The sequence below is a fragment of the Actinoplanes sp. NPDC049316 genome (genome assembly GCF_040677315.1).
Classification (GTDB): domain Bacteria; phylum Actinomycetota; class Actinomycetes; order Mycobacteriales; family Micromonosporaceae; genus Actinoplanes.
Window position 1 is genome coordinate 70,293 of sequence record NZ_JBFAQM010000036.1, and the last position, 17,595, is coordinate 87,887.

A 17,595-nucleotide genomic window follows, 5' to 3' on the forward strand; every position below is an offset into this window, starting at 1 on the left:
CCGCTGCTGTACTGATCCATGGAGTCCATGCCCACAGGCGCGCAGGGAAGGGAGCAGCCCCGCACCTAAGGTGCAGGGCTGCTGACCTGGCGACTCGTTTGTCTGAATCAGGTGCCGCTGGTGCCGGCGACCTGGTCGGCCGGTGGTGCTTGCACGATGACCGCAGTGCCGAAGTCGGAGTAGGTCAGGTCCAGCGGGTACGTGCCGCCTTTCGTGCTGGGGACGTCGAGGTGGTACCGGGTAAGGCGCCCCCGATCGTCGAGGTCGGCGGTGAAAGCCACGTTCGGTGCCGGTGCGGCGCTGGAGCTGCTGCTCGGGGTCGGCACGCTCAGGGCCTTGGCGACCGCTGCGGTGTCGAAGGTGCCGGTGAAGTGGCGGGCGCTGGGGCGCTGCACGTTGGTGGCTTGGGTGAGCGGGTTGGCCATCTTGGCGCCGTCGAAGCCCTCGGCGAGGCTGGCGGATTCGGCCTGGCTGATGCGCCGCCATGGCTTGTTCGTGCTGCCGGGCAGGCTGGGGGTGTTGGTCTTGAGGTAGACGACGTTGCCCAGGATGCGCCATTCGATGATCGAGGTGTCGCCATTGCGTTTGGTCGTGGCGACGAAGGCGCCGATCTTCTTGGTCGGGTCCATGGCTCCCTCGAGCCGGGCATCGGTGGTGTCGACCTTGACGGTCATGGTCATCTTGAAGGTGTCGTTCTTGAGCCGGGCGGCGGCGTCGGCGAGCTGGGCCGCGGGCGTCTTCGTCGGTGGCGTGCTCGTGCGGGATTCGGGCTGCTTGGTGTCGGTGCACGCGATCAGGGCCAGGACGGCGGTCGTGGCGAGGGTGCCGGTGATGAGGGTGCGTCGTCGCATGGTGGCGGGTGCCTCCCAGTAGTGAACTCTGCCGATGGCTGTGCGATCGGGGTAAGGCGGCGTCGTGGCCCGAGTGCGCCGCCGCGCTCGGAGGGGGCGGCGGCGCGAGCTGGCCGAGCTGGGCGGCGTCGGAGAGGGTGGGCCGGTTAGCCCGGGCCCGAGTGGGCCGGGTTGCCGCCATTTCGGCGGGACGGCAGGGTGTCGCTGCGAACCGCGACGACACCCTGCCGCCGAACAGGGACTTCCGCTGGCGCGTACGCCGGCTCAGAAGTCGGACACGCCGGTCGCGCCGTCCGCCCAGCCGGAGGTGTTGTACAAGATCCCGGCCCGCATCCGGAAGTACGTGCCGTCCTTGACGTTCGTGGCCGCGTTGGCCCAGGCACCGGCCGCGATGGTGGTGTAGTAGTTGCACTTGTTGCTGGTCTTGCCGAACATCACGCAGACGCGGATCTTGCCTCGCGTCGTGTTCTTGACGTTGATGTCGCGGCACTGGCTGGTGGTCTTGAGCACCGGCGTTACCGAGTAGTTGAACTGGCCGGTGGGGTCTTCGGGGAAGGCGATGCTTCCGTAACCCTCGAAGTGGAACGAGTACGGCGACGCCCGGCAGCCGGACGCGGCCAGGGCCGACAGCGTGCCCGAGCCGGGGGTCGGGTCTCGGTAGGTGGCGGCCTGCGCGGGGGTGGCACCCATCAGCGGCAGGGCCGCGGCGATCGCGGCGGCGACGATCACTAGCAGCGGGATGCGCCGGCGTCTCCGTGCCGTGACCCGGGTCGCGCTGATCGTCGTGCCGTGCCGAGCAAGCGGCGCGGCGGCGTCGGCGACGGCCGGGGTGGCGGTGGCAGTGCGGGTCAGGGTGGTGTTCATCGCAGTGCTCCTTCGAGCTCGGTGACCGGATGGTCGATGTGGGTGGTGGTGAACTCTGGCGCGAGGACCTGGCCGGTGGGGCGTGTCGTGTCGTCGCTCGAGGTCAGGGCGAGCGTGGTAGTGCTGCGGGTTCTCGCCGGTCGGTGGTGGCGGCCGCGGCTGCGGTGCACGACGGGGGCGCCGATGACCAGCAGCGTCGCTAGGACCGGAAGGATGAGCAGGGCGTTGCCGAGGCCGATGTGCATGGCGGCGCCGCCGATGATGGCCGGCCCGGTGACGTAGCCGAGGTAGCCCAGCGCGGCGACGCGCGACAGCGCAGCGCCGGGTCGGGCCGGGTCGAGGCCGCCGGCGGTGGAGTAGAGCAGCGGGACGACGCAGGACAGTCCGGCGCCGAGGCAGGCGAACCCGGCGATCGCGGTGGCAGGTGTGCCGCCGATCAGGCCGAGGGCGAGGCCACCGCCGCCGATCAGGCCGCAGCCGCGTAGCAGGGCGGCAGGGGCGACGGCCGCGGTGAGCCGGTCCCCGACGAGCCGGCCGAGGGTCATGCTCGCCGCGAACGCGGCGTAGGCGGTAGCGGCCATGGCGGGTGTCGCCCCGATGCGCGTGAGGTAAGTGCTCGCCCAGTCAGCGGCGGCGCCTTCGCTGATCAACGCGCTGAAGGCGAGCAGGCCCAACAGCAGGACCCGGGTCCGCGGGCGGCGCTGCGCCGCCTGGGCGGCCGGGGATGCCTGCTCTTGGCTGGTGGGGCTCGAGTCGGGTGCGGGGATGAGGCGGTGGATCGACCATCCGGCCGCCGCGGTGGACACCACGGCCACGGCGGCGAAGGCGTCAGCAACGCTGAGGCCGATGTGGGCGCACGCGGCGGACAGCAGGGCCCCGGCGACGCCGCCGATGCTGAACAGCGCGTGGAACGAGGTCATGATCGGGCGGCCGTACGCGGTCTGGCATGAGACGGCCGCGGCGTTCATGGCGACGTTGAGGGTGCCGTGCAGGACGCCGAAGGTCAGCAGGGCGGCGGCCAGCATGATCCAGGTCGGGGCGTGCCCGGCGAGCAGCAGCGCGGCGCCGAGGCCCAGCGAGGGCCAGACCATGACGGTGGTGCTGCCGTGCCGGTCGATGAACCGGCCGGCGGCGCGCATGCCGAGCAGGCCACCGACGGCGAGGAGGAGCAGGCAGATGCTCAGCTTGCTGTCGGCCATTCCGATGTTGTGCTGGATAGTGGGGATCCGAGCGGTCCAGGTGCCGATGGTCATGCCGGCGATGCCGAACATCAGGCTGATCGCCAGCCGGTAGCGGCGCAGGACATCGGGCACGGCGGCGTTCGTGCTGGGCTGGGTCTGCAGGGCGAGGGTCATGAAGAGGTTCTCCGCGAGAGGTTCAGGGCGGCGCGGCGGCAGCCGAAGAGGCTTCGCGTGCGGGGCCGGCTCGGGGCGCGGTGATGCCGGTGGCATCACCGGCCACTGCGGTCAGCCGACGGTGGCGCAGGCGGTTCCGAAGCTGGTGTAGCCGTTGACGCTGCCGGGCTTGGTCGAGCCGTTGTTCCACCAGAACTTCGAGCAGATCTTGGTGCCCTTGGCGTAGTTGCGGTTGACGTTCCAGGTGCCGGTGGTGACCTCAGCCCCGAAGATCGACTTCGAGCAGTAGTCCTTGTCCTTGCCGCCGTCGGAGTCGGCGAAGTGCTTGCCGTTGATCAGCACTTGGCTATGGCCGTACCGGCACGTTTTCGCGTACAGGGCGACGCGGCTCTTGATCGAGTTGACGTGCAGCTTGCTGCCGTTGACCGCCACGCAGCTGGCGAAGGCGTCGCCCTTGCACTTGTCCGCGCTGGCCAGCGCGGGCGTGGCCACCGTCAACGTCAGGCCCAGCGCCGCGGCGGCAACAGCGGCGGCACGAGCGAGAGTGTTGTTCATGACTGCCTCTTTCCGGGAAGGGTGGTGGGTCCCCCGGGTCCGCGGCACGAGCAGTGATGCGGTGACGCCGTCACCTACGCTGGCCGCGACCGCACCGACGGGTGTCCGCCGTCTCGGCAGGGCCGCGCTACTGGATGCGGTGCGGGGCAAGACGGGCCGGGGCTGGGTGTCGATCGCTTCCTTGACGACACTGCCCGCTCTGATCTCCGCGATATAGCTGTCCACCGCTGTCTTGGGCTGTCCCGCAGCGCGGCGGGAACCGGCTGCCATCGGCGTCACCGAAGCCTGAACGCGGAGCCGATCGGCAGCCGCGATCCGGCGCACCGCGGGCGTCAGTGGCGCGCTCCACATGACTCATCAAGCGGCCTGGGCGACTCGAGCGCGCGGGTCCTCGACGTACGCCTTCCCGATCAGCAGGATGGTCGTGTGGACGAGACGGCCAGCGCTTCAAGCCAGGTCCCCGCCGACGTCGACACCCTCGATCACCTGCCCGGTTGGTACCCGGGCGAGCAACTGCGACGAACCGACAAGGCCGTCACCATCGCCGGCCGCTGGCACGGACATGACGTGGTCGCCAAGCAGCTGACCAGCTCCGAACGGCACTGGGTCAAACGCTTCACGCACGAGGTCAGCGCCTACCGGGCGTTTACGGACGCGCCGCCGCCCTGGCCGGTACCGCGACTGCATCATGCCGGCAGCCGGGTGCTGATCATCGAGCGGCTTCCCGGGGCATCCCCGCACACCGACCGCTACCCACCCCAGCTGCCCGAGCGCATCGTCAGGGGCATGATCGAGGCCCTGACCGGCTTCGCCGCATGGCATCCTCCCCCAGGACCGCTGAGCATGCCCGCCACCGACTGGCCGGCCCGGATCCGCCGCTACACCGCAGCCGGAGACCTACCCGACGACATTCAGCAACCGCTGCTCCAAGCGGTCACCAGCGCCCCATTGGTCTTCGGGCACGGCGACCCGCTGGCCAGCAACGCCTTGGCCAGCGCCGGTCAACCGCTGATCTTCATCGACTACGAGTTCGCCGGCATGTACCCGCCCGGAGCTGACCTCGCGCTTCTCGGCCTGTGGCTAGGCCGCCACGACCCTAGCGCTGAGCAGCGATGCGCCCAGGTCGCCGAGGCTGGCGGATCGCTTCCCCGTTACAGGGCAATGCGGGTTCTGTGGCTCGCCCGCGAGCAAAGGGTCTACCAGAGCTTGTTCGACATGGTCGACGACCGCGAGCACCGGCAGTGGCTTGACGGCCAGAGCACTGAGGCGATTGCTGGCTTGCGCCGGACCGTAAGCCGTGGCTGAGGCCGCGTCGCTGCCGGGTGACACGCTGACGGCGCCGCTCCCGCTCGGATCGCCCAGCAGTTCGGACTCGGCCGGGTGCTGTCCTGAAAGCGGCTCTTGCAATGGCTGACGGACCCGAACTGGCGGTTGACGACCAAGACCGGCCTTGCCGACCGCGGGTAGTTCGACGGGCGGCGCCTAATTACAGCAAGAACATCGCTGAGCGACACGTCCGAATGGCGTACGCCAGGCCGTGAAGGGTGAGGGGCGTGGTGTTATCCGACGTTGCGGGTTGTGACGAGAAATGACGTTCCCGCCAGGGCAAGCCCGACTTGAGTTTGGGACCATCCGTTGATTACTTCTGGGTCTGCAGCAAGATCGAGAAAATGAATTACTTCGGCGACCGGCGGCGTCGCCGGCAGTTCGCATTCCAAGACCCACTCCAAGTCAGGGTCGGTTTTCCCGACCTCGACCCAGCGACGGATCGTGATCCTCCAATTATCGCGCTGGGAAGGCGCAGGCGACACGTCGAGGACGCAGTGCGCATAGTCGTTGTACTCCACGACCAGTGTCCAGAACGGCATGTCTAGGTGAACATGCCGGTTACGGGTCAGTCTCATCGCCGCGACCATGGAACGCATCGCCGCAGCTAGTTCGGTTAGCGGCACGTGCTGGTAACCGCCGACGGCTTGCTGAAAGGCATTGCGACCGCTTGGGTTCAAGTCGGTACAGTAACGATCCACCGGCCGCGGCCCAAAGACACTGCGAGCTCCTCGCTCATCCGAGGAAAAAGCCCTCTGGAGATTGGCGCCGACTTCCTTTACTTCATGCAGGACGGCAGCCCTGATTGCGGCAGGCACAGTGGCGACGATCTTGTCAAGATCTTCGAGCGCATAGAACAGTTCCGCGGTCGCATAGGCGTACCACAATGAGTGCCCTGTGGCCAGCAATTCTGCGCGCCGCATAGGGTCGAGAAGGGCTTCGATGTGACTTTCCGGGTAAGGGCCATCCCGTTCCAGCCATTCGGACATAGCCGTCAAAGGCGCCCGGGCGGCATCTACCACTCGGTTTAGCACACTGACCAATTCACCGGCCCTATCGGGCTCTTGAAGCCGGGTCACTGTGCTGGTCACCAAGCGATCACCGGATACATACGTTGCGAGGATTTGATGGCGGCCACGGTTCTCTAGTGCGGAGTACAGAGTCATTACGGCTTACTCTCTCGATGCTGACGGGCCCGTCCAGTGATAAGGCGGGACGGCGAGCGTGCCGGGTGGTCGCAACAGGTCCGCTCCCGTCGCACCGCGCCCGGCGAGAGTGCCGGTGGCTTCGCAGATTCGTTTCCGCGCGCCGTGCCGGGGCCATCGCCGAAGGCGATCTCTCTTCGCAGCTAACGACACCAGGCAGCTCAAGTTATGGCCCTTCGGCAGCGCTTCACACCCTGGCGATGCTCACGTTTGCCACCAGGCGTATCCACGCGACGCGTGGAACGTCGGCTCGTCGCACGCATTCGTATACAGGCAGTGCCCCGCGAGCCAGAGGACAGAACGTTGGAGCTGCTCACAGGGCCTTCAGCGTTTCGGACTTCGGGGCTCACTGCTGCTCGTCCTCAGCTTTTTCGCGGCGGTGAACCTGAAGCCGCGGGCAAGCCGGGTGCGAGCCGGCCGCACCAGCGAGCAGGAAGTGCCGGTCGGTGTTGTCCAGGGGGTCAGCGATACGTGCGCGGGCGTCGCCGAGTGGATCTCACCCTGGCAGCTCGAAGGGTGGCAGGCCCAAGGCGTGGAAGCGGCGCAGGACAGTGCCGAGGTCGTACGCGTGCGGGAGCGGCGGTGCGGGCGGGACCCAGTCCCAGACGGTGGCCAGCAGGTTCCCGTCGGCGATGGGTTGGGCGAAGGAGTCGGCGAGGCGGATCGTCGGCGCGTTGATCACCGTGGACCAGGCGCCGAGAGCGGCGTTCTTGCCGGCTCGGGCGTGCAGCGTGTGTGAGCGGTGATCCGCACGACCAGCCCGGCGGCCGGTAACGCGAACACTGCATTGTCGGTCAGCCGCAGCAGGCGGGCGTCGTGCGCGTCGATGCCGAGCTGGGTCGCGAGGCGGCCGAGCGAAGCCCTCATCGCTTCCTCGCTGAACCTGCCGGCCGGCACGCTCACCGGCGATGGTATGTACGGCCCCGGCAGGGTCCACACCCTGTCCGCCGAGCCCCGAGTCTTCGCGCAGAATGACCGCATGCGCAGAGACTGGGCCGCTCTACCCGAATCCGCGATGATGCAGATCGAAGAGAGAGTCGGTAGGAGCCACGTGATCCCGGCCTCGGACGGTGACCACGCCGAGATCGCGGCGACTGTCGCAGGAGCCGATGCCCGTGTGTTCGTCAAGGCCGCGGTTTCCGAGTTCGGCGTTCGCTCTCTGCGGTACGAACTGCTGGTCGGCCGGGGCGTCGACACGCCTTACTCGCCCGCGGTGGTGTGGGACTTCGAGGCGGACGGCTGGCTGGTGGTGGGCTTCGAGCACGTCGACGGGGTCCGCGCCGACCTGTCCTCGGCCAGTGCTCATCTCGACCTTCTCGACCTGGTGCTGCAAGAACTCGCCAAGACCCGCGTGCCCAGGGACGCGCCGTTGTTCAGCCCGTCGGCCCGTTTCGGGTTCGAGCATCCCGCGATGCACGGCGACACGCTGGTGCATACCGACCTCAACCCCGCCAACGTGATCGTGACTCCAGCCGGTGTCCGGGTGGTCGACTGGGCAATGGCCACCAAGGCCGCGCCGTGGGTCGAGCTGGCCCAGCTCGTGGCATGGCTGATCGGCAGCGGCCACACCCCGCAACAAGCCGAAAACTGGCTGGCGCGTCACCCGGCGTGGGACGCGGCCGGACCGGAAACCCTCGACCACTTCGCGTCGTCCAACGCCGCGAAATGGTCGGCGAAGGCGCGGCAGAGCAATGCACCGTGGATGCGCGACCTCGCGACCTGGACCGGCCAGTGGTCGGCCTACCGGCGTGGACAATCCGTCACGTCTGCCGCCGGCGAAACCGAGCTGGATGGCTAACCCGTCGACCGGTGCGGCACCCGGCCGGTACGGCCGTCAGCGACGACCATGCTGATTGCCGTCAGCGGTACCCGCGTCACGACGCCGCCCGTCCGGACACAATGCTGCTCCGGCACCACCCACCGCGCACTGCGGGCGAAAACGACACCGGGATGAGCCCTCCCGCCCGGGCGCCGCTGCTGTGGCTCATGTTCGGCGGGCTTCGGGACCTCGCAGATGCGCATAGGCCTGTGGAGAGGCGCCGAGCGCGTCGAGCAGCCTGCCGGCCTCGGCGAACACGGCAGCCTCGGCCGCCCGGTCGGGCAAATCGTCGCGGTCGAGCATGCGGCCCGCTAGGTAGAGCTGGCTGAGCATGCCGTCGCGGCTGTCCAGCTGCTCGGCGTAGCGCAGCCGAACGAGGTCGGCGATCGGCGGAACGGCCAGGCTGTGCAGATACAGGCTCGCGGCATCGAACCCGGACGGCGCCAACCCCCAGCCTTCCCAATCCAAGATCCAGAAATCCGGTCCGGTCAGCTGGCCCCAGTGCAAGTCTCCGTGGGCGGGCACCCATCGATCGACCGTCACCGGCAGCTCGGGATCCCACACCGTGATCCGGCCCGCGAAGTCATCGAGATCGACCGCCACCCGGCGGGTGCTGCTCGCGGCCAGCCGTGAAAGGGTGCCGGCCAGCCACATCCACCAGGCCTCGGCCAGTTCCGGCTGGCCGGTCAGGGCAGCGGTCGGGCTGCACACGGGCTGGTCGATGTAGGTCATCAGGTCGGCGCGGCACCGACGGCCCGCCTCTTCACGCTCCCAGCTGCGCAACAGCCGGGGAAGACGCATGCCGGACAACGCCACCGAGGCCGTCGCATTGCCGTCCCAGAAAACGCCCATGTCACGGTCAGCCCGCTCAACGACCAGCCGCAGCCACGCCGGATCACCGTCGTCGTCGACTCGCACGCCGACGGAGCGATCCCGCCACCCGAACTGCGGAAGACCTTGCGGCTGCACCCTCAGTTCGATGGCGGCCCGGCGCAGCGTCGCGGCGAGCTCGCGCCGATACCACTCGCTGTCCTCGACCGGGTCGTGGTCCTCGAACGCGCGCCAGCCCACGTGTTTCACTGCGCCAGCATCACCCACGAGCCACACCATCGGCGATCCCCGTCCGGGTGACATCACCGCGCCCTCGCGCCGCTGCGGCTCACACCCGGCGAGGTCGTGTTCACCGGGTTCAGTGTTCGCCGGGCCTGGCGTTGCCGGGCAGGATGACCGGCGGCGTCACCACGTGGACGGCTGGAGATTTCGCCACGTGCAGTCGCGGGGAGGCCACCTTGATCCCGGAACGTTGCTCACCCGCGTGGGTTCCCCCGCACACCTCGCATGTCGGCACGGGAGCGTCGTTCGGCCACCGGGTTGAGGGCCGGTGACGGTGTGGCGGGTAGTAGCGGACCTCCACCACGCAGCTCTGATTCGCTAGGTGATCCATGCAGTGGTGCATGAACCCGTTCGGCCATTGCAGGGCGACCTCGACCGACAACTGAACCTGCCCGCGGAATGCCAGCGGGATATCGGGGCAGTCCGGTCGGTGTATCAACGGCGCAGCCGGATACTCCCGCTGGCCGGGCATCAGGCCACCCTGTCCTGGCCCGGAACAAGCCGGTCGCAGGCGCGCAGGATCGCCTTCACGCCGTCCTCGAGCCGGAATTTCCCGAGCCAGTCGTCGGCGTCATGGACCTTGCGCCGGTAGACGTTGAACTGATCTCCGACCGTGGCATGCAAATAGCCCACGTAGTCATTGTCGTGGGTCACGCTGTAGCCGCCCATGGTGCTGATGGTCAGGACCGCGCCGGCGATCTCGCGTTGTCCGCCTGGTCCGCGTGGCTGCACTGGCCTCACCCCACCCCGGTACGATCTCAACATACCGAGGGTCATGCCGTGATCACCCAACGGGAAGACCCTGGCTGTCTCCAACCTGCTCCAAAATCCCGCGAGGGTGGCCGAGTGAGTGATCTAGGCGCGACACTGAGACAAGCCCGGCAACACGCTGGGCTCTCGCTGTCCGGCATGGCCAAACGCTCTGGCTACAGCCGCAGCTACCTCGGCAATGTAGAGACCGGCGTCAGAGCGGTAACCCCCGACGTCATCGCCCAGTACGAAAGCGTCTTGGGAGAAGACTTGCGTCGACGGCAACTCCTACTCGGATCCGTCTCCATCCTGGCCGCCACCCCGGCGCCGGACACGGCCGTATCCATCGCCCACGACATCAACGCCGGACGGACCGCGATGTTGACTGGCGTGCAGACCACCCACGCCACCGACACCGCCGTCGCAGCCTTGGTGTCACGCACCTCGCCCTCCATCGCGTCCCTGGTCAAGTGGTCGCATCGGGGCAAGCCCCTGCTGAAAGTCAACGCCACCGGCATCCTGGCCAAGGTCCGCTCACCCAGCATCGACAACGAAGCCATCACTGTCCTGAACACCGACGGCGAGGTCAGAGAGCTGTACCTGACCGCGGTCCTGCACCGCGTCCTCGCAATCTCCTGGGACAACGCCAGCGACCTGGCCTCAAGCACCCAACCGCTGCACGAGCCCGCACAGCTCCAACACCTCGCGGCCGAGCTGTCCAACCCGGCCGACTCCGGGGCCCGCTACTGCTCGGCGCTGATGCTCGCCCGCAGTCATCGAGAGCCGGCAGCCACCTCAGCTCTGCTCGCCGCGCTGCGCACCGAACCAAGCCGGGAGAACCTGCGGATCATCGGCGCCGCGCTGGCCGGCGTCAACCCGATCAACCTCTAGGAAATCTCATGTCGACCTACCTCTTACAGGTGGATCCGGGCGAAGAAGTCATGGAAAAGCTCCGCGAGCTGGTCAAGCTCTCCCCGGTCAGCCACGGATGCCTGACGCTCATCGGCGCCGTCCACGAATGCACCGTCTCGGTGATGCGCAAAGACGACGCCCAACACGATCTACTCCGCTCCTACGACCAGCCCTTCGAGCTCACCGGAACGGGTGAAGTCGTCGACGGAGAAGTCCACGTCCACGTCACCCTCGCCGGGGAGGACCTCATCGCGGCCGGCCACCTGCACCGCGCGATGGTCCGGGACTTCTTCGTCAGGGCGTACCTCACCGACCTGGACGACTAAGACCAACAGCGGGCGTCCGGCGCCGTCGAGGTCCAGCCCGCTTCCGTACGGTCGAGCGGAGGCAACTCGCCACCGCTCAGCAGCTTTGTCAGGTAGTCGAACTCGGCCTCGATGCGTGGCCGGTCGGAACTGGACGCCCAGGTGATCCGGTCGTAGGCGCGCCCGTCGGCGCGGGCGGGTGGATTCCACGTGGCGGCGTAGATGCGTTCGACGCACGGCAGTCCTGCTGCCAATTGGTGTATCTGCCGACGTTGCCACCACTTCACCACGGCGATCACCGTCCGCGGCGCGTCACAACGTTCCTCGATAAGAGGACGGGCGAACAGGACATTCTCTCGGGAAGTTTGGGAGCGTCGTTCGATGAGCATCCGGTCCGGCGGGATCCCCTGTGCTTGCAGCAGCCGTGCGTGCGCGTCGCTTTCCACGATCGTGGGGTTGCGGCGGTTCGGGCCGCCGGTCAGGACGATCAGTGGGGCCAGCCCGTCGTGGAATGCTCGGGCAGCAGGGGCGATGGCGTCCGGCAGGGTCGAGCCGAACACGAAGATCAGGTCGGCTCGGTCCAACCCCGGCGCCGAGGCGTCGACGAAGTCCGCGATGTCATCGGCTACCGCCATGTCAAGCGCCCTCCTCCTGCACTGTCGGCGGGGCAGGCCGCGCGGTGGACCGTTCCACCTGTGAACTCGCCTGCACCCTCATCGTCGGACCGCCTGACGGGTATGGGCCGGCCCGATCCGGAGCCGCAGCTCCCAGCCGGGCAGATCATTGTGCTCAGCTGCGGTCAGGGTAGTGGTGTAGTCGTCGGGGCCTGGCCGGGTGGCACGTTCCCATCGCCGCAGCCAGGTATGCAGCGTCCGAAGGGACACCGATTGTGGGTCGTCGGCGAGGATGGAGCCGTCGGTGAGGATGACCGCGGCCGACGTCAGTGTGGTGTGCCCGATACCGCGGCCGTGGCCGTGCAGGGAGACAGCGGTCAGGTGCGGGTCGGCGAGCGCGGCGGTGAAGGCAGTCAGGGACCGCCAGCCCAGCGGTGCACGCCCGTACGTGTCGGTGTGGCCGGGGTGCAGGAGCTGGCGGAGGGCGGCGCGGGCGCCGGCGCGGTGCGGGTCGCTGGCGCGCCAGCTGATCGCGATCCAGGACGCCTCGTGCTGGCCGGTGGTGGCGTCGACCCAGCGGGGCGGGATGGTGTGCACGTCGCCGATCGGGGCCTGGTGGCTTTGGGCGTAACCACCGAAGGCCAACTGTTCGGCGTGCGGCTGGCCGGCGTGCACGGTGATCGTGGTGATGATGTTGGCTGAGGGCAGCTCGGCGACCGGTAGGCAGGTCACAATCCGGCCGCCGGGCGCCAGCTGCTGCACCCATGCGGCCGGGAGCCGGGGCGGGCAGAGCCAGGCGACGATCCGGTCGTAGGGGGCGCCGGGTGGGTGCCCGGCGAGGCCGTCTGCGGTATGGCAGGTGACGGTGCGGATCCCGCGTTCGTGGTGCAGCCGGGCCGCTGCTTCGACCAGGTGACTGTCGACGTCCACGCTGACGATGTGCCCGGCCGGGCCGACCAGCTCGGCCAGCAGCGCGCTCGAATAGCCCGTGCCCGTGCCGATCTCGAGGACGCGGGCGCCGTCGGGGACGTCCAACGCGGCCAGGTCCCGGTGAATCGCGGCCGGGTCGGAAAAGTGCAGCGTCGGCCCCCGCCGGGCGTCGTGCAGGTAGACGTCGGCGGGCACCCGGCCGATCGTGTCGTCGCTCAGGTTCACGGTTCTCCCTGTTCACAGTGGTGAGGTTGGCCGGTCGCGGGGCCATGGCGGCCGTCACGGCTTCGCTGCACATCGGTGAGGACGCCCTCGTTCACGTACGGCGTCTTTGCCGTGCACCGTTCGGAGAGGTTGCCCCTCGGACGCCGGGCTACTGGCAGGCGTCACCACGGCGGTCAGAACAGGAACTCCTGCGCGTGCGGGTCGGCGGCCGGTGGTTCGCCAGCGAGATCTCGTAGCTGGTCCAGTCGGCACCAGCGGTGCGCTCGGGCACCGTCGGCCAACAGCCGGATCTGCAAGTGGCCGGTCACCTCCGCGTCCGCGAGTGCGCGATGCCGACCCGCGGGGATCGCCATGCCATAAAAGGTCAGCAGGGCGTCGAGGGCGTAGGACGCCAGGCCGGGCCTGCACCGTTTGGCCAGGGCGAGGGTATCGAGCATCGGGGCGGCGGTACTCGGGCAGGCGTGCGCGTAGCGGCGCAGGATGCCGGCCTCGGTGGCGGCGTGATGCGCGACCAGCAGGTACGGCGGGTCGGTCAGCAGAGGGTCCAGGCCTGCCAGGACGGCAGGGGCGGCGGGCCGGTCGTCGAGCATTCGCGCGGTGATCCCGGTCTGCCGGGTGTCCGCCTCGGTCAACGGGGCGTGCGCGGGAGGCCGGATCAGCGCCTCGAACCGGCTGACACACTCCATACGGCGCGGGGTGGGACGCAGGATCACGGCGCCGACCTCGATCGGCTCGGCCGGGCAACCCGCAGGCGTTGTTCCCTCGAAATCGATGATCACGAATCGGGTGGTGGCGAAGGCCGGATCGTCGAGGTAGCGGTGCAGGTCGGTCATCGTGACCTGCCGGTGGCGGCGCGGACCTGGGTCACGTAGCGGGTAACGGCGCGGCGGCTGCGCAGATGCACGACCGTCGCGTGGGTGGCGTGCTCGCGCAGGCAGTCCTGGACTTTGGGCAGGTGTCGGGCGCGGTACGTGGCCGCATATCGCAGGACGTCGAGGGTGATCCGGTCGTAGACCCCGTCGGCGTGCTGGCCGCCGCGGTAGCGCAGCCGTCGTAAGGCGATCCCGGTGAGGCAGCGCAGTGGGTGCGGGTCGAGCAGGATGATCGTGTCTGCGGCGGCCGCGCGGACGGGGAGGCTGGCCAGGCTGTTGCCGTCGGCGATCCACCGCGTGCCGGCCACGAGCCGGTGTTGTGCGGCGACGAAGTCCGGTTCGGGGGTTACGTTCCAGTCGGTGTCGTAGCGCAACTGGTCGAGGTGGGTGACCGGCAGGTCGAGCAGGGCGCCCAGTGTGCGGGCCAAGATGGTCTTGCCGGCGCCGCTGGCACCAAGAATCGCGATCCGCTGCAATGCAAGTCACCCATTCGTCATAAGAGGTGGTTTTGGCTCCGGCGACGGTTTCCTGTTAGTCCTGCTCGCGGCGGCGTCATTCGACGCGTTGCCGATATCCGTTTTCCAGGAAGGCGGTCATCCCGGTGGTGCGGACCTCGAGCGCGATGGCGATGCGGCGGGCGAGCAGACCGGACAACCGCTGCTGGGCCTGCGATGGGTCGCACCAGGCCCAGCTGCGTAGCTCCTCGCCGGGCAGCCGTATCGTGCTGGTTTGCTCCGGGGTGAGGTGGCCGCCGTCGAACAGCAGCATGAGCCCTTCGGTGCGGCCGTGCTGGGCAGGTACCCAGTCAACGACCAGGAGCCGGCCGGGCGTGACGTCGAGTCCGAGTTCTTCCTCGATCTCGCGGATCGCCGTGGTGCGCGGTGATTCGTCGGCCTCGACTGCGCCGCCGGGGATCTCCCAGCTCGGTTTGTAGGTCGGCTCGACGAGCAGGACGTGTCCGTCCTGGTTGGTGAACACGACGCCGGCGCCCATGCGTTTGCGCGGCAGGCTCGCGGTGTAGTCGGTCACGACGATCTCCTCAGAGGTTGGGCGGCCAGGCCTTGAGGTCACGGCAGCGGTGCTCAGGGAACGCGGTGGCCTGGTCGGTGAAAGTCGAACCGCAGCTGGGTCAGGCCGTATTGCTCGAAGCTGCCCGCCCGGACCGCGCCGAGGCGCTCGAGCAGGCGCTGTGAGGCCAGGTTTGCCTGCTGCGTCGTGGCGATCAGCACGTCCTCCTCGCAGGTGGCGAAGAACCAGTCGCGGACCAGCGCCACGGCCTCACTGGCCAGCCCGCGGCCCCAGAACTCGCGGCGTAGCTGGTAGGAGATCTCCCAGGGCCCGCGTTTGCGGGCCACGCTGCCGCTGCCGGCCACCACGCCGGCGGCCCGGTCGACGATCACGAACTGACCCCATCGCGCTTGGCTGACCTTTCGGGCGGCGTCGGCCTCAGCCGTCGCCTGATCCTTGGGGCCACCCAGATAGCGACGCACTAACGGGTCGATGGCCATCTCCACCAGCGCGCGCTCGTCGCCGGCCGCAGGCGGGCGCACCACGACGTGCTCGCCGGTCAGTACCTCCAAGGGTGCTGTGGTCATCGCGCGTCACCCTCGCTGTGGCCGGAAGCGGGGCGGCTGGCCGGGCGCAGTGCCGTCCAGGGCACCAGCACCGGGCAAGCCAGCAGCACGACTGCCAGCACAGCGATGGCCGTGCGGATGCCTGTGGTGGCGGCGAGCAGTCCGGCGGCGGCGATGCAGGCCGGCTGCACGAGTTTGCTGGACATCGCCCAAGCGCCGACGACGCGGGACAGGTGGGTGTCGGCGGTGACGTTCATGCGGTAGGTGGCGAAGGCCGGGTTGAAGATCCCGGCGCACAGCAGCAGCGCGCTGTCGGAGGCGATGATCAGCACGAGCCCGGCGGTGGCGGGTGGGGCGAGCAGGATCGGCGCCATCCACAGGCAGCGGGCGACTCCGGCGTACAGCAGGGTCCGGCCCAGGCCGGCGCGGCGAATCAGAGCCGGGGCCAGCAGTGAGCCAGCTACCCCGGCGGCACAAGGCACGCCAAGCGCGATCCCGTACTGCAGCGGGCTGAAGTGCAGCTCACGCAGCAAGTACACGGCGATCAACGGGGAGGAAGCCATGATGACCCCGCCGAACAGCATCGCGTTGGCGAACAGCTGCCGCAGGCCGGGGTGGGCGTAGATGTACTGCCAGCCGGCGACGGTGTCGGCCAGCCACCGCCGCCGCCTGGCATTGTGTTGTGGTGGTGGCGGTTCGTGGTGGCGGATGCGCCGCCAGCCGCAAGCGGCGAGCAGGTAGCTGACCGCGTCGATCCCGATCGAGGCGATCGGGCTGGTGGCGGAGACGAGCAGGCCACCGACCGGAGGGCCCAGCGCGCCGGTGGTCCAGGTGGTGGTCTCCAGGTGGCTGTTCACACGGGCCCGCTCGGGCGCGGGGACGAGGGTCTTGAGGTAGGGCTGGGCGGCGGCGTTCGCCGCGATCGTCGCGGCGGTCTGCACCACGGCGACCACGCACAGCTGCCCGTAGCTCAGCATGCCCGCCCAGGCGGTGATCGGGACGCTGGCCAAGGCGGCGAACCGGATCAGGTCGGCGCTGATCATCACGGGTCGCTTGTGGTGGAACTCGATGAAGGGCCCCAACGGCACGGCCAGGGCCGCCCCGGCGAGGCCGGCCAGCACCGCCAGCAGCGACACCTGCCAGTCCGAGGCACCGAGCATCAGGATGGCCACCAGCGGCAGCGCGCCCGAACCGATGCCACTGCCGAGCGCGCTGATGGCGTACGCCGCCCAGCAGCGACGCTCACCGGCCCTACCCGCCTGGCTACGGCTAAGGGCAGCCTGCGGCGCCTGACCGGGTATGGCTGGAGCTGGGCTGACGCCGGTCATATCGAATCGACCGGTTCCCCGGCCGACGGCCGGTCGAGCCGGCCGACGACTTTCGCCGCGACCCCGGCGAGAACGGTGCGGGGGTCGAAGCCGAGGCTGGCTGCGGCGACCAAGGCGGTGACCGCCACGTCGCCGAGCTCGTCGGCCACGTCCTGCCGATCGTGGGTGACGCCTTTGCGGGGGTTCTGGCCGACGGTGCCGATCCACGCCGCGGCGGCTTCGCCGGCTTCCTCGACGATCTTCAGGATCCGTAGACCCAGTTCCGGTTCTGCCGTGCCGTTGTGCTCGTCCAGCCACGCCCGGGACGCCGCGATCGCCGCCCAGATCTCCGCGTCCGGATCACCATCGTCCCCGCCGGTTCGCTCGCCCGGTGGATCTGTGCGTTGGACGGTTGTCACGGCGCCAGATCCCTTCCCGGAGCCGGGGATGTCGACGGCGTCGCGTTTCTCGGCGCAGCGTCGACACAACCTGGGGCAGGGGGTCAGGGCAGCGGCGTCGGCCAGGCCGCTGCAGTGCAGGATCGCCGCTACGCTCTGCTCGACGGTGGACTCTTGCGCGATCCTCTGCTCCCCGTCGACGCCGAGCAGGTCGTCGGCGACGTACCAGGACGCCATCGTCTGCGCGCTGATGTGGGCCATGCCGGGGCGGCCGGCATGCCGGCGCACGGTCGCGTCGAAGGGCACGTCCATCCAGAACACGGCGGAGCGTCCGGGATGCTCGGCGATCAGCTCCCGTAAGAGTGCCCCGTACTGGCCGGTGTGCAGGATCCCTTCCAGGACGACGTGATAGCCCGCTGCCAGAGCGGCGCGTACCATCGTGGTGATGAACCCGGGCGCCATCGTCGGGGTGCTGGTGGTGCCGTGCTCGCGCAGCACGACCCGGCGTAGGTAGTCCTGCTCCAGCTTACCGACCGTCAAGGAATTCATAACGCTCCTGAGCTGGTCAGATACGTCGCGGACATGTCCGTGACGTCGGACGCCTCAGCGGCCGACGTCAC

At 68.9% G+C, this 17,595-nt stretch carries 20 protein-coding genes; 4 read left to right on the top strand and 16 right to left on the bottom strand.

Annotated features, from left to right (window positions below; genetic code table 11):
* Positions 1-107: 107 nt before the first annotated feature.
* The 4 genes from AB0K03_RS35840 to AB0K03_RS35855 form a co-directional block, all read right to left on the bottom strand.
* Positions 108-851: a hypothetical protein gene (locus AB0K03_RS35840; protein WP_364694741.1), complete on the bottom strand. Its 744-nt coding sequence runs from the start codon at positions 849-851 to the stop codon at positions 108-110.
* A 264-nt stretch (positions 852-1,115) separates the two neighbouring features.
* The gene (locus tag AB0K03_RS35845) at positions 1,116-1,715 is read right to left on the bottom strand and encodes a hypothetical protein (RefSeq protein WP_364694744.1); all 600 of its coding nucleotides are present in this window, start codon (positions 1,713-1,715) and stop codon (positions 1,116-1,118) included.
* Positions 1,712-3,070 carry an MFS transporter gene (locus AB0K03_RS35850; RefSeq protein ID WP_364694747.1) on the bottom strand — a complete coding sequence of 453 codons (1,359 nt, stop codon included), beginning with the start codon at positions 3,068-3,070 and terminating at the stop codon, positions 1,712-1,714. The genes AB0K03_RS35845 and AB0K03_RS35850 overlap by 4 nt, the downstream gene beginning before the upstream one ends.
* Before the next feature lie 111 nt (positions 3,071-3,181).
* Positions 3,182-3,625: a hypothetical protein gene (locus tag AB0K03_RS35855; RefSeq protein WP_364694750.1), complete on the bottom strand. Its 444-nt coding sequence runs from the start codon at positions 3,623-3,625 to the stop codon at positions 3,182-3,184.
* 426 nt (positions 3,626-4,051) lie between these two features.
* Here AB0K03_RS35855 and AB0K03_RS35860 point away from each other — a divergent pair, with 426 nt between their 5' ends.
* Positions 4,052-4,930 carry an aminoglycoside phosphotransferase family protein gene (locus AB0K03_RS35860; RefSeq protein ID WP_364694752.1) on the top strand — a complete coding sequence of 293 codons (879 nt, stop codon included), beginning with the start codon at positions 4,052-4,054 and terminating at the stop codon, positions 4,928-4,930.
* 254 nt (positions 4,931-5,184) lie between these two features.
* On the opposite strand, the gene AB0K03_RS35865 is transcribed toward AB0K03_RS35860, so the two are convergent.
* Together AB0K03_RS35865 and AB0K03_RS35870 are read right to left on the bottom strand one after the other, a co-directional pair.
* Positions 5,185-5,940, bottom strand: a complete 756-nt coding sequence (locus AB0K03_RS35865) for a hypothetical protein (RefSeq protein WP_364694755.1) — start codon at positions 5,938-5,940, stop codon at positions 5,185-5,187.
* 712 nt (positions 5,941-6,652) lie between these two features.
* A complete protein-coding gene (locus tag AB0K03_RS35870) occupies positions 6,653-6,838 on the bottom strand; it encodes a hypothetical protein (protein ID WP_364694758.1) in 186 nt (61 codons plus the stop codon).
* A gap of 60 nt (positions 6,839-6,898) precedes the next feature.
* Between AB0K03_RS35870 and AB0K03_RS35875 the strand changes: the two genes are divergently transcribed.
* Positions 6,899-7,954 carry a phosphotransferase gene (locus AB0K03_RS35875; RefSeq protein WP_364694761.1) on the top strand — a complete coding sequence of 352 codons (1,056 nt, stop codon included), beginning with the start codon at positions 6,899-6,901 and terminating at the stop codon, positions 7,952-7,954.
* A 186-nt stretch (positions 7,955-8,140) separates the two neighbouring features.
* On the opposite strand, the gene AB0K03_RS35880 is transcribed toward AB0K03_RS35875, so the two are convergent.
* Positions 8,141-9,085 (bottom strand): hypothetical protein, encoded by a 945-nt coding sequence (locus AB0K03_RS35880; RefSeq protein WP_364694764.1) that lies wholly within the window; start codon positions 9,083-9,085, stop codon positions 8,141-8,143.
* 474 nt (positions 9,086-9,559) lie between these two features.
* Positions 9,560-9,757 carry a hypothetical protein gene (locus AB0K03_RS35885; protein WP_364694767.1) on the bottom strand — a complete coding sequence of 66 codons (198 nt, stop codon included), beginning with the start codon at positions 9,755-9,757 and terminating at the stop codon, positions 9,560-9,562.
* 177 nt (positions 9,758-9,934) lie between these two features.
* Between AB0K03_RS35885 and AB0K03_RS35890 the strand changes: the two genes are divergently transcribed.
* Both AB0K03_RS35890 and AB0K03_RS35895 read left to right on the top strand, forming a co-directional pair.
* On the top strand, positions 9,935-10,729 hold the full coding sequence (locus AB0K03_RS35890; RefSeq protein ID WP_364694770.1) for a helix-turn-helix transcriptional regulator: 795 nt from the start codon (positions 9,935-9,937) through the stop codon (positions 10,727-10,729).
* 8 nt (positions 10,730-10,737) lie between these two features.
* Positions 10,738-11,076 carry a PCC domain-containing protein gene (locus AB0K03_RS35895; protein ID WP_364694773.1) on the top strand — a complete coding sequence of 113 codons (339 nt, stop codon included), beginning with the start codon at positions 10,738-10,740 and terminating at the stop codon, positions 11,074-11,076.
* On the opposite strand, the gene AB0K03_RS35900 is transcribed toward AB0K03_RS35895, so the two are convergent.
* The 8 genes from AB0K03_RS35900 to AB0K03_RS35935 form a co-directional block, all read right to left on the bottom strand.
* The gene (locus tag AB0K03_RS35900) at positions 11,073-11,690 is read right to left on the bottom strand and encodes a YdcF family protein (protein WP_364694776.1); all 618 of its coding nucleotides are present in this window, start codon (positions 11,688-11,690) and stop codon (positions 11,073-11,075) included. The two genes, AB0K03_RS35895 and AB0K03_RS35900, sit on opposite strands and share 4 nt — an antisense overlap.
* Positions 11,691-11,768: 78 nt before the next feature.
* Positions 11,769-12,824 carry a methyltransferase domain-containing protein gene (locus AB0K03_RS35905; RefSeq protein WP_364694779.1) on the bottom strand — a complete coding sequence of 352 codons (1,056 nt, stop codon included), beginning with the start codon at positions 12,822-12,824 and terminating at the stop codon, positions 11,769-11,771.
* Between the two features lie 173 nt (positions 12,825-12,997).
* Positions 12,998-13,657: a 3'-5' exonuclease gene (locus tag AB0K03_RS35910; protein ID WP_364694782.1), complete on the bottom strand. Its 660-nt coding sequence runs from the start codon at positions 13,655-13,657 to the stop codon at positions 12,998-13,000.
* Entirely contained in the window at positions 13,654-14,172 is a 519-nt protein-coding gene (locus tag AB0K03_RS35915) for a topology modulation protein (RefSeq protein WP_364694785.1), read from the bottom strand. The genes AB0K03_RS35910 and AB0K03_RS35915 overlap by 4 nt, the downstream gene beginning before the upstream one ends.
* A 76-nt stretch (positions 14,173-14,248) precedes the next feature.
* Positions 14,249-14,725, bottom strand: coding sequence for an NUDIX hydrolase (locus AB0K03_RS35920; RefSeq protein WP_364694788.1), 477 nt, complete (start codon positions 14,723-14,725; stop codon positions 14,249-14,251).
* 53 nt (positions 14,726-14,778) lie between these two features.
* A complete protein-coding gene (locus AB0K03_RS35925; RefSeq protein ID WP_364694790.1) occupies positions 14,779-15,291 on the bottom strand; it encodes a GNAT family N-acetyltransferase in 513 nt (170 codons plus the stop codon).
* The gene (locus AB0K03_RS35930; RefSeq protein ID WP_364694793.1) at positions 15,288-16,598 is read right to left on the bottom strand and encodes an MFS transporter; all 1,311 of its coding nucleotides are present in this window, start codon (positions 16,596-16,598) and stop codon (positions 15,288-15,290) included. Before AB0K03_RS35930 ends, AB0K03_RS35925 begins: the two co-directional genes overlap by 4 nt.
* The gene (locus AB0K03_RS35935) at positions 16,595-17,524 is read right to left on the bottom strand and encodes a hypothetical protein (RefSeq protein ID WP_364694796.1); all 930 of its coding nucleotides are present in this window, start codon (positions 17,522-17,524) and stop codon (positions 16,595-16,597) included. Before AB0K03_RS35935 ends, AB0K03_RS35930 begins: the two co-directional genes overlap by 4 nt.
* Between the last annotated feature and the right edge of the window lie 71 nt (positions 17,525-17,595).